The organism is Corallococcus sicarius, from assembly GCF_003611735.1.
Lineage (GTDB): Bacteria > Myxococcota > Myxococcia > Myxococcales > Myxococcaceae > Corallococcus > Corallococcus sicarius.
Genome location: NZ_RAWG01000004.1, coordinates 18,913 through 35,381, shown reverse-complemented (window position 1 = coordinate 35,381; position 16,469 = coordinate 18,913). Strand labels below are relative to the sequence as shown.

Sequence of the window (16,469 nt, the reverse complement as noted above, 5' to 3'; positions counted from 1 at the left end):
CCTCGTTTCATTCACCCCCCTGGCCCCCGAGCATCATGGAACTGCCTTCCACCCCTGCGCGTCCCACGCTGCGTGTGACCGATGACCGCACCTTCGTCGAGACCGAAGCGGCCCTGGAGAAAACAGGCCGGGTCGAGGAGCTGATCCGCCTCTACGAGGGACGCTCGCGGGATGTCCCCACGGAAGAGGCGGCGCGGCTGTTGTGCCGCGCGGCGGAGCTCGCGCACGAGCGGCAGCGCAACGCGCCTCGCGCGGAGGATCTGCTCAAGCGCGCGCTGCTGGTGGCGAAGGATCCGATGCCCGCGCTGCGCGGGCTCAAGCGGCTGCATGAGATCCGTCAGGACTCGGCGGCGCTGGTGGACGTGCTGGAGCGGCTGGGCGCCGCCACCCAGGGCGAGGAGAGCGCGGGCCACTACCTGAAGGCCGCGGACCTCTACGAGCAGAAGCTCTTCCGCCGCGACCGCGCGGTGCTGTGCCTGCAGCGCGCGGCGAGGGTGAAGCCGGACCGCGCGACGTTCCGGCGCGTGCGGCAGTTGCTGTTGAGCGAGGAGCGCTTCCAGCCGGCCTTCGAGGCGCTGCAGCGGGAGCGCGCGGCGCTGGGCGACGCGGGCATGGCGGAGGAGTACGCCGCGCTCGCGGAGCGTCTGGTGGACGACCCCACCGAGCACGTGCTGGCGCAGCAGGTGCTGGACGTGGCGCGGGAGCTGGATCCGCAGAACGCGCGCGCGGAGAAGGCCACCCGCGCGATGCAGCGCTTCGAGCAGGTGTGGCGCGACAAGGTGCGGATGCTGCGCAGCATGTCGCTGGAGGAGCGCGACCGGAAGAGCGCTGCCCGCCTGTCGCTGCTCGTGGCGAAGCTGTTCGCCTGGTACGACCCGACGTCGGCCGGCAAGGTGAAGGAGGCGTTGGATCGCTGCTTCCTGCTGTGGCCGGGCATGCCTGAAGCGCTCACGCTCATCGAGCGGATGGCGGAGCGCGCGGGTGACCACGCGCCGGCCATCGTGCAGTTGGAGACGATGGCGGCCGAGGCGCGCGACCGCACGGCGCAGGTGGACCTGTGGCTGCGCGTGGGCACGCTCAAGCTGGGGCGGATGAACGACGCGGCCGGGGCGCTGGCCGCCTTCGAGAAGGCCGTGGCGGCGGATGCCTCGCGCGCGGACGCGGCGAGCCTCGCGGCGGAGTTGATGCTGGGCCAGGAGCGCTACCTGGAAGCGGTGGCCACGCTGGAGCGCTACCTGGGCACGGTGAAGGACCGCGCGCAGCAGGCGAGCCTGCGCCTGCGGCTGGCGGACCTGTGCATGCAGCAGTTGAAGGATCCGGAGGCAGCGCGCGAGCACCTGGAGGCGGCGCTGAAGCTGGAGCCCACCAACGCGCTCGCGGCCTTCCAGCTGGCGCGCCTGCTGGCGGAGGACGAGAAGCTGGAGGAAGTGCTGCCGCTGCTGGAGCTGGCGATGCTCGCCCCGCGTCCGCGCGCCGAGCGCGTGGCGTTCTGCGAGGCGCTGGCGCTGATGTTCGAGGAGCAGGAGAACGAGCGCGGCGCCTTCGAGGTCCTGGCGCGCGCGCTGGAGCTGGAGCCGGGACGTCCGCTCCTGCTCAACACGGTGGTGGAGCACGCGGAGAAGGCCAACGCGCAGCCGGCGCTGGCCCATGCCCTGCTGCGAGCGGCGCAGGCGGCGGCGCCTCCGGCGGTGGCGGTGGCGCTGTGGCGGCACCTGGCGCAGCTGCTCCAGGGCCCGCTGGCGGATCCCGTGCGCGCGGAGGCCGCGTGGCGCGAGGTGCTCTCGCGCGTGCCGGGAGACTCGGTGGCGAGCGAGGCCGTGAAGTCGCTGCAGGCGGCCGCGGCGCTGGCGGATGATCCGAAGACGCGGCTGGAGACGGACATCGCGCGGCGCGAGGCATCGGGCGCGTCCCCGGAGGAGCTGGAAGCGCTGGTGCGCCAGTGGGTGCAGCTCGCGCCCGAGGATGCGGGCGCGGTGCAGCGCCTCCAGGCGCTGTGCGTGGCGCTGTCGAAGTTCGAGGAGGCCGCGTCCCTGGCGGCGAAGCTCGCGACGCTCGCCGAGTCTCAGCTCGAGCGCAACGAGTGGACCGCGCGGCAGGCGAAGCTGTACGCGGAGCGGCTGAACCGTCAGGAGGACGCGGCGGACCTGTTCCTCGGCCTGCTGGCGGAGAACGTGTCCACCGGCGTGGTGGTGGGCGGCCTGGAGCGGCTGGCGGCCGGAGGCGTGCGCACGGTCGCGCTGACCGAGGCCCTGGCGAACCACTACGGCCGCACGGGAGATCATCAGCGGCAGGTGGCGGCGCTCCAGCAGCAGCTGGATTCCACGACGGATGCGGCGACGCGCAAGCGGCTCCTGACGGTGCTGGCCAGCATCCACGAGAAGCAGCTCGCGGACAGCCGCGCCGCGTTCGACACGCGGCTGCGCATGGTGCGCGAGGAGCCCCGGGACGAAGCGGGACGCGCGGAGACGGCGCGCCTGGCGCGCGACCTGTCCGCGCACGCCGAGCTGGGCCGCGTGCTGCGCACGCTCGCCACCGAGGCCGAGGATCCGACCCTGGCCGTGCAACTGCTCTCCGAGGCGTCGGTGCTCGCGGAAGAGGGCGGGATGGCGGCGGAGGCCATCACCGCGCTGGAGGCCGCGCTGTCGCGCGCGCCCGAGGCGCCGCAGGTGCTCCAGCGCCTCGTGCGGTTGTACGGCCGTGCGGGCCGCTCCGCGGACGCGGAGACGCTGCTGCGCAAGCGCATCCACGCCACGCGCGGGCCGGAGCGCCTGGAGCTGTTGCTGCGCCTCGTGGAGCTCAACGTCGAGTTGGGCCGTCCCCTGGAGGCCGCCGAAGCGCTCCAGTCCGCCATCACCCATGGCGCGGAGGAGGGCCGGCACCTGCCGCGCCTCGCCGAGCTGTATGAGAAGGCCGGCATGAACCGCGAGCTGGGGGACACCCTGGCGCGGATGATCGGCCTCGCGGAGACGGCCGGGGACGCGGATCACGTGTCGCGGCTGAAGCTGCGTCGCGCGCAGCTGCTGCAGGGGTCGCAGGACGGCAGCGCGGAGGCGGTGCAGAGCTACGGCGACCTGCTCCGTCAGCGCCCGTCGGATCCGGACGCGCTCGCGGCGCTGGAGGCGATGCTGGCCTCGGGCCCGTCGCGCGAGGCTGCGGCGCGGGCGCTGATCCCCGCGTACGAGCGCACCAAGGAGCACCGCAAGCTGGTGGCGACGCTGGACGTGCTCTCGGAAGTGGCGCGCGACGACGCCGGCCGGGTGCAGGCGCTGCGCTCCGCGGCCCAGGTGCACCTGGCGCACCTGCGGCAGCCGGAGCTGGCGTTCGCGTCGCTCGCACGGGCGATGCGCATGGCCCCGGCGGACGCGGGCCTGCGGGCCGCCGCGCGTCAGGCCGCGGAGGACGCGGACTCGCTGGACAGCTTCGCGGAGATCCTCGTCGAGCTGACGGAAGAGGGCGACGTCGGCCCCTCGCGCGCGGCGCTGCTGCGCGAGCTGGCGGAGGTGCAGGAGAAGAAGCTCGATGACCGCCCGGGCGCGGTGAAGGCCCTGCGCGCGCTGCTGGTCCTGGAGCCGGGCAACCTCGACAGCCTGCGGGCGCTGCAGCGCTTGCACCGCGCGGGCGAGGAGTGGGCGGCGCTGGCGGAGGTGCTGGAGAAGCTGGCCGCCGCCTCGCAGGAGCCGGCGGATCAGCTCGTGTCGCTGCGCGAGGCCGCGCTGCTGCATGAGACGAAGCTCACCGACAAGGAGAGCGCCGCCGCCGCGTGGCGCGCCATCGCGGAGCGCGACCCCGCGCAGCGCGAGGCCGCCACCGCGTTGGATCGGCTCTACACGGACCTCGACCGCTCCAAGGACCTGGCGTGGACGCTCGCGCTCCGGCGCAACCAGGAGGGCCAGAGCCCGCAGGGGCGTGAGGTCTCGTTCCGGTTGGCGGAGTTGCTGCGCACGGAGCTGGACGACGCCAACGCGGCGCTGGGGCTCTACAAGCGCATCCTGACCGAGGACCCGGGGCACCCGGGCGCGCGCGCCGCGCTGGAGTCCTGGGTGAAGGCGGCGGTGCCCACGAGCGGGGCGGCGCTGGAGGTGCTGGACAAGGTGCTGGAGCAGGTGGGCGACCATGCCCGCCGGGTGGCGCTGCGCGAGACGCGGATGGAGTCCGCGCTCACGGTGGAGAAGATCATCCTCGCCGGGGAGATCCGCCGCATCTACGAGCGCGACATGCAGCAGCCGTCGCTCGCGTTCATGGCGTCGGTGAAGGCGTTCGCCAACGGGCTGGACCGCGAGGGCGTGCGGCCGGACCTGGAGCGGCTGGCGCGCGAGACGGGCAGCCACGAGGTGCTGGCGGAGATCTACGAGAGCGCCGCGGTGGACCTCACGTCCGGCGACCCGGTGGCGTTGGATCTGCTGCGCCGCGCGGCGGAGCTGCGCGAGAGCCTGGATCAGCCCGAGGAGGCCACGCGCCTCTGGAAGAACCTGCTGTCGGACGCGCCGCAGGACCGTCAGGCGCTGGAGGCGCTGTCCCGGCTGTACGAGAAGGGCCAGAACGCGAAGAGCCTGTCGGAGGTCTACGCCCGTCAGGCGCAGCTCGCCACCGACCCGGAGGCCCGCCTGGGCCTGCTGCTCAAGGCGGGTGAGGCCTACGCGAGCGCGGGCGAGGACGCGAAGGCCATCGAGGCCCTGCGCTCCGCGCTGGCGCAGAGCAAGGTGCCGGAAGGGCTGCTGGCGCTCGACAAGCTGTACGCCAAGACGCGCCGCTTCGTGGAGCAGGCGGACGTGTTGGATCAGCTCGCCGAGCTGGCGCCGGACGAACCGGGGCGCCGCGCGTACCTGCTGCGTCGCGCGCAGTTGCTGGAGAAGGAGGTCGGTCCCTCCGAGGCGCTGCCGGTCTACCGCCGGCTGCTGGAGCTGTCGCCCGGCGACGGCCAGGTGGTGGCGGGCCTGGAGCGGCTGCTCGCGCACGACGGCCCCCGGCTGGAGGCGGCGCGGCTGCTGGAGCCCGTCTACCGCGGCCTCAACGACACGCGGAAGCTGGTGGACGTGCTGGAGGTGCTCCTGCCCGGAGTGCCGCCGGAGAAGCGCCTGGAGCGGCTTCAGGAGATCGCCATCCTGCGCGAGGGCCTGGGCCAGACGTCGCTCGCCTTCGTCGCGCGCCTGCGTGCCTTCAACGAACTGCCGGCGGAAGCCAGCGTGCGCGACGAACTGGAGCGGCTCGCGGCGGACTCGGGTTCGTTCGAAGAGGTGGCGGCGGCCTACGAGGATCAGCTCGAGCGCGACCCCGCGGAGCCCCTGGCGGGCGACCTGTGGCGGCGGCTCGCGGCCATCTACGACAACCGCCTGAAGCGCTACGACCTGGCGGTGCGCGCGCTGGAGCAGGTGAGCCGGCGCGACCCGATGAACAAGACGGTGCTGGAGGCCATCGCCCGCGTGCATCGCCGCACGGGCGCGCACCGGGAGCTGGCGCTCGTCATGCGCCGGCAGGTGGCCGCGGAGCCGACCCCTGCCTCGCAGGTGAACCTGCTCTTCGAGCTGGCGCACCTGGCCGAGGAGACGCTGGCGGACAAGTCGCTGGCGGCGCAGGCGTACCGCGAGGTGCTGGAGCGCCGTCCGGAGAACGCCAACGCGCTGAAGCTCCTGGGCCGCGTGCTCGCGGACATGGAGCGCTGGGCGGAGCTCGCGCAGCACGTCGAGCGTGAAATCCAGATGGCGGATGCGCGCGACGCGCAGGAAGAGGCGTCCGACCTGCGGGTGCGCCTGGGCCGTCTGAAGGTCTCGCGCCTGGATGATCCGCGCGGCGCGCTGGAGCTGTACCAGTCGGTCCTGGCGCGGCGCGCAGGCCACCCGGGTGCGGTGGGCGCGCTGGAGGAGCTGGCGCGTTCGGAGAGCCCGCTGCGAGGCGCGGCGGCGAGTGCCCTGGAGCCCGTCTTCGCGTCGGTGGGCAACCACCTGAAGCAGGTGGAGATGCTGGAGTCGCGCGCCTCCGCGGAGGCCGTGCCGCAGGAGCGGGCCGCGCTCTTGCGCCGCATCTCGGAGATCTACGCCACCGCGCTGGAGAACGCGGAGATGGCGTTCCTCTCCGCCACGCGTGCGCTGCGCGAGCTGCCAGAGGATCCGCGCTCGCTGGAGCTGTGCGTCTCGCTGGTGGACAAGGCGGAGGCCCCGGAGGAGCTGTGCGCGGTGCTGATGGAGGTCGCGCCCAAGGCGGGCGACGCCGCCCGCGCGGAGCTGTACCGCACGCTCGCGCGGTTGCAGGTGGACCTGGGCGAGCCGGCCGAGGCCCTGACGTCCTGGAAGCGCGTCCTGGAGCTCAAGCCCACGGACCACGAGGCGCTGGATGGCACGGCGCGCCTGGTGGCGTCGCAGGGCCGTCCGTCGGAGCTGTTGGAAGTGCTGCGCCGTCAGCTCGCGCTGTCGGAGGAGCCGGCGCGTCGCGCCACGGTGCTCTTCCAGATTGGCGCGTTGCAGGAGGAGCAGCTCAAGGACACGCTGGGCGCACTGGCCACGTTCCGGCGCCTGCTGGAACTCAAGCCGGATGACGCCGCCGCGCTCGCGCGGATGGAAGCGCTCTGCCAGAAGCAGGAGCGCTGGCCGGAGCTCGCGGACGTCCTCGCGCGCCGCATCGCGCTGATGCCGACGGAGGAGGGACTGGAGCTGAAGTTCCGCCTCGCGACGGTGCGCGAGTCCAAGCTGCTCGACAAGGTGGGCGCGCTGGCGCTGTACAGCGAAGTGCTGGCGGTGCAGCCCAACCATCCGGGCGCGGTGGCCCGCATGGAAGCGCTGGTGGCGCGCGAGCCCCAGAACCTGCTCGCGGTGGAGACGCTGCTGCGCGCCTTCCGTGCGAGCGGTGATGTCCAGCGGCTGGCGCAGCTGATTGAAACGCGCGTGGGCGTGTCCCCGGACTCGGTCGAGCGCAAGCAGCTGCTCGGCGAGCTGGCCACGCTGCGCGAGACGCAGGGTGAGGGCGAGCTGGCCTTCCTCGCGCTCTACCGTGGCTTCAAGGAGGACCCGAACGACGCGGAGGTCCGCCGCCGGCTGGAGAACGCCACCGACGTCGCGGGCAGCTACGACGAGCTGGTGGTGCTCTACGAAGAGGCCCTGCCGCGCATCGCCGAGGCCGCCGACGCGGCCCAGGTGTGCCTCAAGCTGGGGCAGCTGCTGGAGACGCGGCTGCGCGATCCCGACCGCGCGGTGTCCTACTTCGAGCGTGCGCGCACGTTGCACGCCTCGGTGCAGGAGCGTTCGCTCGTCGCGTTGGACCGCCTCTACCTGCACCTGGAGGCGTGGCCGGAGCTGGCCGGTATCCTGGAGGCGCTGGCGACCGGCGCGACCACGACGGCGGACAAGCTGGGCTTCCTCTTCCGGCTGGGACAGCTCTACCAGGAGCGGTTGGACAGCCCGGACCGCGCGGCGAGCGCCTACGAGGCCATCCTCGCGCTGGAGCCGGGCCACCTCGCCTCGGCGCGACTGCTGGAGGGCATCTACGAGGGCGCGGGTGCGTCCGAGAAGCTCTACGCCATCCTGAAGCTCCAGGCGGACAAGGTCGTCGGCAGCGAGCGCGACCGCGTGCTCGGCAAGATGGCGCAGGTGTCCGCCGAAGGGCTGTCGGACCTGGGCCGCTCCATCGACCTGTACCGCGAGCTGCTGGCGAAGAACCCGCGCAACGAGCAGGTCTTCTCCGCGCTCGAGTCGCTGTACGAGCGCGCCGACCGTCCGCAGGACCTGCGCGAGCTGCTCGAGGGCCGGCTCGCCCTGACGCTCGACCCGCGCGAGGTGGTGCGCCTCAACGAGCGGCTGGGCCGCGTGGTGTACCGGCTGCTCAAGCAGCCGGACGCGGCGGTGCCTTACTTCAAGGCGGCGCTCGACCGTGACGCACGCCACCGCGGCGTGCTGGACACGCTGCGCGAGTTGTACGACGAGACGGGCCAGCGCGAGGAGCTGGTGGGCGTGCTGCGCCGCCTGGTCCCGCTGCAGGAGAACAGCGAGGGCGTGAAGGCGCTGCGCCTGCGGCTGGCCGAGGTGCTCGCGGGCATGGGCCGGCGCGAGGAGTCGCTGGACGCGGCCCGCCGCGCGCTGGAAGTCGAACCGCACATCGTCTCCGACCTGGAGCGCGTGTACGCGCTGTCCGTGTCGCTGCGTGCGTGGAACGACGCGGTGCGCGCCCTGGAGCTCAAGGTCCAGGTGCACCTGCAGACCGAGGAGCGCGACCCGGCCATCGCCGCGTACTTCACGGTCGCGGAGCTGTGGGAAGGGCAGGGCGGCAAGCCCGAGCTCTCCGCGGGTGCGCTGGAGAAGGTGCTGGAGCTGGATCCGGCCAACCGCACGGCCTACGAGCGTGTGTGCGCGCTGTACCGGACGCACAACGACTGGCGTGCGTACGCGACGGTGATGGACCGCTACATGCCAAACCTCGTCACCGACGAGGAGAAGCTGGCGGCCCTCCGGGAAATCGCCCGCGTGCAGGAAGAGCGCCTGGGCCAGAAGGACGTGGCGTTCCTGGCGCTGTGCCGCGCGCTGCAACTGGACGCGACGGAGGACGGGCTGCGCGAGGAGGTCGAGCGGCTCGCCGACGAGACGGGCAGCCACGAGGAGCTGGCGGCCGTCTACGAGGAGGTCGCGGACGAGCTGCCACGCGGCCCGCTCGCGGAGCGCCTGTACGCCACGCTCGCGCGCATCCACGACACACGCCTGGATGATCCGCAGGCGGCCGAGGCCGCGTTCCGGAAGATCCTCGAGTTCGACCCCACCAACGCCACCGCGCTGGACGGGCTGGCGGCGGTGTTCCAGCGGCGCGGCCGCGACCGCGAGTACGTCGTCGCGCTGGAGCAGAAGCTGGAGGCGGCGGGCTCCATCGAGGCGCGCAAGGGCATCCTCAAGGAGATCGCCCGCGTCTGGGACGAGACGCTGGAGGACCCCACCGAGGCGGCCAGCGCCCTGTTGCGCGCGCTGGAGCTGGAGCCGGACCTCGAGACGCTCGGCGTCCTCACACAGCTCTACCGGCGCGGAGGGGCCCACCGCGACGTGGCCATGACGCTGCTGCGGGCGCGCGACCTCGCGGCCTCCGCCGAGGAGCGTGCGCGCATCCAGGTGGAGGTGGCGACCGTCTACGAGCGCGACCTGAAGGACGACGAGTCCGCGGTGTCCGCGTTCCGGATGGCGCTGGAGTTCGACCCCGTCAACCGCGAGGCGCTGGAGTCGCTGGAGCGGCTGCACATCCGGTTGGATCAGCCGGCGGACCTGCTCGCCATCTACGAGCGGATGCTGGAGCTGAGCCAGGACTACCGCGAGAAGGTCCGCGTCCTCTTCCGCAGCGCGACCATCTGGGAGGACACGTACCAGAACCCGGCCAACGCCGACGCGTGCGTGGAGGGTGTGCTCTCCATCGACCCGCAGAACGTGCCGGCCATCAAGTCCCTCATCCGGCTGCGCCGCGCGCAGGCCCGGTGGGAGGACCTCATCGCCGCGTACGAGCGCCAGCTCGCGCTCGCCACGAGTCCGCAGGAGCAGGCGGAGCTGTACGTGGAGATCGGCAACGTCCAGTACCAGCAGCTCAAGGTGGTGGACCGCGCGGTGAACAGCTACCACGCGGCGCTCGCCACGGACCCCGAGTCCCGTCAGGCGCTGCACGCGCTGGGCAACCTCTACGAGCGCAGCGGCAACTGGCCCTTCGCGCTGGAGATGCTGCAGAAGGAAGCGCAGGTCGTTGGCACGGATCCGGTGGCGGTGGAGCTGTGGCACCGGCTGGGGAAGATCAACGAGGACATGCTGTCGGACATGGCCAGCGCGCGCACCGCGTACCAGCAGGCGCTCGCCATTGATCCGGGCCACCTGCCCACCATCCGCGCCCTCAAGGGCATCCAGGAGCAGGAGAAGGACTGGGGCGGCTACGAGCAGACGCTCCTGCAGGAGGCGCAGCAGACGGAGGACCCGGCCGCCAAGGGCCGCGCCCTGCTGGACGTCGCGCGCTACCACGCGGAGACGCGCGAGGACCGCGAGACGGCCACCCACTACTGGGAAGAGGCCCTCAAGCACGTCCCGGACAGCCTGGAGGCGGCGCGCCCGCTGGCGGACGTCTACATCGCGCGGGAGGACTGGGCAGCGGCGGAGCGGATGCTCGACATCGTCACGCGCAAGATGGCGGAGAAGGCCATGGCGGAGAAGGACGCCGCCATCGCGCAGGACCTCTGCCGCCAGCTGTACCGGCTGGGCTACGTGACGGAGAAGCTGGGCCGGCGCGACAAGGCGCTCAGCTCCTACGAGAAGGCCTACGGCCTGGATGCCACGTACCTGCCCGCGCTGGAGGGCTACGGCAACCTGCTCGTGCAGGCGAAGCGGTACGAGGACGCGCTCAAGGTCTTCCAGACCATCCTCATCCACCACCGCGAGGAGCTGACGGACCTGGAGGTCGTGGAGGTCTACTGGCAGCTGGGTGACGTGCACGCCGCGCTCGGCCAGGCGGACCGCGCGCAGAACCACTTCGAGAAGGCGCTCGCCATTGATCCGCAGCACGAGCCGACGCTGCGCGCGTTGGTGACGCTGATGGACAAGGCGGGCCGCTACGAGAAGTCCGCGGAGCTGCGCCAGGAGCTCGTCAACAGCCTGGAGGGCGAGGCGAAGGTCAAGGTCTACCTGGAGCTGGGGCGCATCGCGCGCGACGAGCTGCACGACCCGTACATGGCCATCGACGCGTTCAGCGGCGCCCTCAAGACGCAGCCGGAGGCGCCGGAGGTGATGGACGCGCTCTACCGCCTGCTGCGCGAGACGCGTCAGGGCCAGAAGGCCGCGGACGTGCTGGGCCGCATGCTGGCCCTGCCCGCGCTCACGTCGGAGCCGCACAAGGCCAAGCGCGTCTGGTTCGCGCTCGGCGAGATCCGCCGCGACGAGCTGAAGGACGTGGAGGGCGCGACGCAGGCCTTCAACGCCGCGCTCGACCTGGACCACCGCTTCGTGGAGGCCTTCAGCGCGCTGGAGGCGCTGCTGGGCGGCGCGCGCCAGTGGAAGGTGCTGGAGGAGAACTACACGCGCATGCTCTCGCGTCTGCCCAAGACGCCGGACACGCACCCGGCCCGCATGACGCTGTGGCGCGCGCTGGGTGACCTGTACCTCCAGGTGCTCAAGCACCCGGAGGGCGCGGTGGCGGCCTACGGCGTCGCGGCGAAGGGCATGCCGGAGGATCCGGTCATCCAGGAGATGTTCGCGGAGGTCGCCGGCCAGATGCCGGGCCGCGAGGAAGAGGCCATCGTGGCGCTGCGCCGCGCGCTGCCGAACACGGAGAACCCGCGCAAGGTGGTGGGCCACCTGGTGCGGCTGTCCGCGGTGCGCAAGGACTACGACGCCGCGTGGCTCGCGGCCCAGGCCGTGTCCGGGCTCTTGGGTGAGGCAGGGGAGGACGAGCAGGAGATCCTCACCAAGCTGGGGCCCTACGCGAAGAAGAAGGAGCTGGCCCAGCGTCCGCTGACGGACCGGCTGTGGCAGACGGCGCTCTTCCACCCGAAGGTGCGCGGGCCGCTGTCGGAGCTGCTGGGCCTGCTCTTCGAGAAGGCGGGGCACCTGTACGCGGTGCCGTTCCCGCAGTACCAGCTCGTCCCCAAGCGCCACCGCATCGACGTGGCGACCGCGCAGGAGTACCACGTCAACCACTACCGCTATGTCGCGCGGCTCTTCGGCATGGAGGCGGTGGAGCTGTACTCGCCGTTCCTCGTGGCGACGCGCGAGCGGCTGGCGAAGCGCTCCAACGAACCGGCCCCCGAACCGCTCGTGAACGTGGACCTGCTCCAGACGCATCCGGCGTGCGTGCGTGTGGGTGGGAAGTACTTCGCGGAGCAGGGACAGAAGGAGGTGTACTACCTCCTGGGCAGGACGCTGGCCCTGGCCCGTCCGGAGCTGGCGTTCAGCCAGCGCGTCGCGCCCGAGCGGCTGGAGGCCGTGGTGCAGGCGGCGCTCAGCCTGGTGGTGGGCAACGTGCGCTTCACGGTGGATCCACGACTGGTGGACGCCGAGCGGCAGCTGCTCCAGAAGAGCCTGAGCGAGCCGGACCGGGCCGCCCTCGCGAAGGTCGCGCGGGCCTACCTGCCCACGGCGACGCCGCAGGATGTGCGCACCTGGTTGGAGGGCGCGGAACTCACCGCGTCGCGCGCGGGCCTCTTCGCTGCGGGCGAGCTGGAGCCCGTACGCCGCATGGTCCAGGGCGAGACGGGGTCGTCATTCCGCGTCGCGTCCCGCACCAAGCTGCGGGAGTTGCTGGTGTTCGCGACCTCCGAGGACCTCCACGAGCTGCGTGTGGCTGTTGGCACACACGTGGAAGTGCAAGCTCGAAAGTAGGGCCCTCAGACCGACGCGAGGGTTCACGCGTTGAAAGCAGGCGGGCGTTCAAGGCAGGCGTCCTTGATCTCCGCCTGTCGCCACTTCTACGATTCAGACGGGATTTCGCCCGTCATTTCTGAGGCTTACGGGAACGATGCGTTTCGTCTGCGACAGCTGCCGCGCCCAGTACATGATCAGCGACGACAAGATTGGCCCGAAGGGGGTCAAGCTTCGTTGCAAGAAGTGTGGTCACACCATCCTGGTGAGGCCCGCCGGAGCGTCCGCGGCGAAGGAGGGAGGAGCGGACACCCCCGCGTCCACCGAAGCCAAGAGCGCCACGCCGGACTCCAATGCGCCGCGCATCGTGGAGTCGTCCGGGACGGGGCTTCCCGCCACGCTCGGCACCCCGCCCGAAGGCGGCCTCTTCACCGACGTCGAAGAGGACGAGATTGGCGCCGTCTTCGACCAGGTCCTGAGCACGGGCTCGCAGAAGATCCAGGCCCGTGACGCGGAGGCCGAGGCCGTGAAGGCCGCGAAGGCGGAGACGGTCCGCAAGCTCGCCGAGGCCGAGGCCGCCGAGTCCACCATGGACGACGCGAAGGCCGCGTCGCATGAGTGGTACGTCGCCATCGACGAGAAGCAGGTCGGTCCCTGGTCCGTGGAGAAGGTGAAGGACGCCTGGGATCGGGGCGAGGTGGGCCCGGACAACCTCTGCTGGCGTTCGGGGTTCGGCGACTGGATTCCCCTCTCGGAGACGGCGGAGCTGGCCTCGGTGCTGGCGCCGCGTCCCGCGAAGCCGGTCATCGTCGCTCCCGCGCCCGTCACTGCGTCGTCGCCGACGATTCCCGCAGGCCCCGTGGAGTCCGCCTTCAGCGCGGGCAACTCCCGTCCGGGCCTGGGCGGTGCGTCGGCCGCGTCCGAGGAGCCGGTGGGCTGGAAGCCCTCTGCCGCGAGCGTGCTGGCCTCGCTGGTGAAGGAAGAGAACGACGCCCTCACCAAGCCGCCTCCGCGTCCCGCGCCTTCGCTGGAGCGCGAGCCGGTGTCGCAGGCACGCCTCCTGGACGTGCCCATGCCGCCGCCGGAGCCGAAGTCGTCCCCGGCGATGCCGGTGGCCATGATGGGCGCGGCGTCGGGGATGGCCGCACCCACGGCCTATCCGCAGCAGCAGGGGTACGCGCAGCAGCAGCCCGTGCAGCAGTACGCGCCCCAGCAGCAGGCCTATCCGCAGCAGCAGGCGCAGATGCCCTACGGGCAGCAGCAGCCCCAGGGCTATCCGCCTCCGGGCTATCCCGCGGCCTATCCGCCGCCGGTGGCAGCGCCTGCGGGCGGCGGCAAGGGTCGTACGGGGATGCTGGTGGCGGTGACCGCGGGCGTGCTGGTGATCGCGGGCGCCGCGGTCGTCTACGTCGCGCGAGGCAATTCGTCCGAGCGCCCCGTGGACCCTCCCGCCCAGGTCGCTGTCGCGCCGACGCGCCAGCCCGAGCTGCCTCCCATGCCTCCGCCCCCCGCGGCGGTGCAGCCTGCGGCCACGCCGACGGCGACCGCGCCGGTCGCTGCGCCCGCGGCGGGAGCCCCGGCCACCACCGTGGCGGGAGCCCCGGCGGCGGGGACGCCCGCAGCGGTGGGAACGCCTCCCACGACCGCGCCCGCCGTGGCAGCGGCTCCGGCCGCGGTCACGCCGCCGCCGCCCGCGGCGGTGCAGCCCCCGGCGTCGACGCCCAACATGGCGACGGCGGTCGCGAAGGTGGAGCCTCGTACCCAGCGTCGTACGGGCTCCGGCAGCGGAGGCAGCCGAGGGTCCTCGCAGGCGGACGAGGAGGCCATCACGGTCTCGAAGCCCGCCGCCACGTCCTCATCGAGCTCCGGGGGAGGGGACGACGACTTCGATGAGCTGTTCGGCACGAAGAAGCCGGCCGCCACCACGAAGCCCGCGGGCAAGACGTCGACGGTGTACGTCCCGCCCGAGCCGGGAGGCGGCACGCTGGAGCGCCTGCAGCAGTCGGACATCATGCAGGTGGTGCTGAACAACAAGCCGGCCATCATGAAGTGCGTGAACGAGCAGCGGCAGAAGGACCCGTCGCTCAGCGGCAAGCTGGTGATGCGCTGGACGGTCCAGACGAGTGGCAAGACGACCAGCGTGTCGTGCCGCACGGACGAGTTCCGCTCGAGCTACATGGCGACGTGCATCACGGGCATCATCAAGGGGTGGTCCTTCCCGAAGCACCAGAAGCAGGGCGACCCCATCGACTTCCCGTTCACGTTCTGAAGTCAAACAGCGACATTGCCGTCAGGCATGACGGCAATGTCGCTGCGAAGTGCGCCAGGATTGTGCGCTTTCGTGAACAGTGAATTTCCTCCGGGCCGGTGCGTTGGGAGGTCCGTCGACACTCGTTGACACGTCTGGAGCGAGGGGACTAAAGCCGCTCGACTTCAAACCCGGGGCCTGGAGTTTTGGCCGGAGGCTCCGGTGGACGTATCCATTCCAGGAGGAAGTTCCGAATGCAGCTTCGCAAGATGATGGTGATGCTCGCCGCGGTGAGCACGATGAGCCTGGCCCTGACGGCATGTGGCGATGACGCGACGACGCCGGAGACGTGTTCGTCCGACACCGACTGCGCCTCCGGTTTCTGCAACACGGCGGCGAGCGTGTGTATGGAGACCTGCGAGAGCGCCTCGGACTGCCCCGACACCGAGAAGGAGTGCGCCCCGCTCGCGGGTGCGACCAACACGGCGAAGGTCTGCCAGTGCAAGACCAACCAGCTGTGCAACGAGGATGACTCCACGTCCCTGGTCTGCGGGACCGTCTCCAAGCGCTGCGAGACCCCGGGAACCACGACGGGCTGCACCACTGACACCGAGTGCGGCACCGGCAACACCTGCGACACGGCCACCGGTCAGTGCAAGCCTGCCGCGACGACCTGCTCCGGCGATGGCAAGTCGACCTGCGCGTACGGTTCGGCCTGCTACAGCGGCACCTGCTCGGCTCCCCCGGCCCCGACCTGCTCCAATCTTCAGGGCAAGCCGGCCGCCAGCTTCGACCCGGCCACGGGTACCGGCTACGTCATCTACAACGTGACCAAGGAGATCTTTGGCACGGCTTGCGGCACGGATACCACGTCGCAGACGGTGAAGGCCCGCGTCTCGTTCTACTCCAAGAATGCGGACCTCCCCACGTCGAAGGAAGGGCTCAACGGCTTCTTCTACGTCCGGACCAATGGCAGCGAGCTGAATGGTGTTCCGCTCAGCAATGGCTACCAGCGGTCGGCCGACGCTCGCAGCGCCTCCCTCTCGGTCAATCTCTGCACCGCCGCGGGTGACAGCCAGATTGTGCTCGGCTTCTACTTCACGGGCGGCAACGGCTACTGCGCGACGCTGACGAAGTAAGCACCTTCAGTGAGCAACTGGGCTGCTGTTCGAGTCCAGCAGGCCCTGCTTCCGATCCTCGGGAGCAGGGCCTCACTCATTGGGGGCTTCGTCTAGATGCCCGGTAGCGACTTGAATTTATTCGGATGCCGCGCGTTTTCTTGAGTGGAAGTTCGAGATACCTCCCAACTTCTGGAAAGAAAAAGACCATGTCGAAAGTCACGTTCCGCGTTCTTGCCCTGTGCCTGGCTGTGGGGAGCCCTGCTCTGGCTGCCGACCAGGCTGACGATGTCAAGCTGTCCTGCCCGGCGGGGACGAAGCAGTTTGGTGGCCGTGCGACCATGACGGACCGCGGCGTGTTCTGCGTGAAGAACAAGACCGACCAGAGTCTGCCGGTGGCGCACGGCCCCTACGTCAGCTACCACCCGAACGGACAGAAGAAGGCTGTTGGTCAGCACACCGATGGCGCTCAGTCGGGCCTCTGGACCTTCTTCAACGCCGACGGGGTGAAGACGGAGGAGATCGAGTTCGCGGGCGGGAATTACAACGGCCGCCGGACGCACTTCTTTGTCACCGGGCAGAAGCAGTCCGAGGAGCGCTGGGCCAAGGGAATGCAGAATGGTGTGGCAGTGGCCTTCGCTGAGAACGGGCAGAAGGTCGCCGAGTCCGAGTACCGAAATGGCCAGCTCGTGAGCACGCAGCGCTTCGAAAACGGGCGGCCGGTTTCGGCGCAGTAGCTTGATGTCCAAGACGGCTTCCTGTCCCGCGAGGGAGGCCGTCGAGGGGCTTTCCCTCGGCCTTCGGTCCGAGTAG

General features: G+C 71.2%; 4 protein-coding genes. All 4 read left to right on the top strand.

Annotated elements, in window-relative coordinates:
- Positions 1-35 precede the first annotated feature (35 nt).
- The 4 genes from D7X12_RS01075 (at position 36) to D7X12_RS01060 (ending at position 16,393) form a co-directional block, all read left to right on the top strand.
- Positions 36-12,311 carry a tetratricopeptide repeat protein gene (locus D7X12_RS01075; RefSeq protein ID WP_120623403.1) on the top strand — a complete coding sequence of 4,092 codons (12,276 nt, stop codon included), beginning with the start codon at positions 36-38 and terminating at the stop codon, positions 12,309-12,311.
- Between the two features lie 136 nt (positions 12,312-12,447).
- The gene (gene gltJ, locus D7X12_RS01070) at positions 12,448-14,559 is read left to right on the top strand and encodes an adventurous gliding motility protein GltJ (RefSeq protein ID WP_120623402.1); all 2,112 of its coding nucleotides are present in this window, start codon (positions 12,448-12,450) and stop codon (positions 14,557-14,559) included.
- Positions 14,560-14,792: 233 nt separating this feature from the next.
- Positions 14,793-15,677 (top strand): hypothetical protein, encoded by an 885-nt coding sequence (locus tag D7X12_RS01065; RefSeq protein WP_120623401.1) that lies wholly within the window; start codon positions 14,793-14,795, stop codon positions 15,675-15,677.
- A 188-nt stretch (positions 15,678-15,865) separates the two neighbouring features.
- Positions 15,866-16,393, top strand: coding sequence for a toxin-antitoxin system YwqK family antitoxin (locus D7X12_RS01060; protein ID WP_158619917.1), 528 nt, complete (start codon positions 15,866-15,868; stop codon positions 16,391-16,393).
- The last annotated feature ends 76 nt before the right edge of the window (positions 16,394-16,469 follow it).

Bases quoted from the DNA above. Each gene is read 5' to 3' on its own strand.
- D7X12_RS01060 (WP_158619917.1), top strand. From the start codon at position 15,866: ATGTCGAAAGTCACGTTCCGCGTTCTTGCCCTGTGCCTGGCTGTGGGG.
- gltJ (WP_120623402.1), top strand. From the start codon at position 12,448: ATGCGTTTCGTCTGCGACAGCTGCCGCGCCCAGTACATGATCAGCGAC.
- D7X12_RS01065 (WP_120623401.1), top strand. From the start codon at position 14,793: ATGCAGCTTCGCAAGATGATGGTGATGCTCGCCGCGGTGAGCACGATG.
- D7X12_RS01075 (WP_120623403.1), top strand. From the start codon at position 36: ATGGAACTGCCTTCCACCCCTGCGCGTCCCACGCTGCGTGTGACCGAT.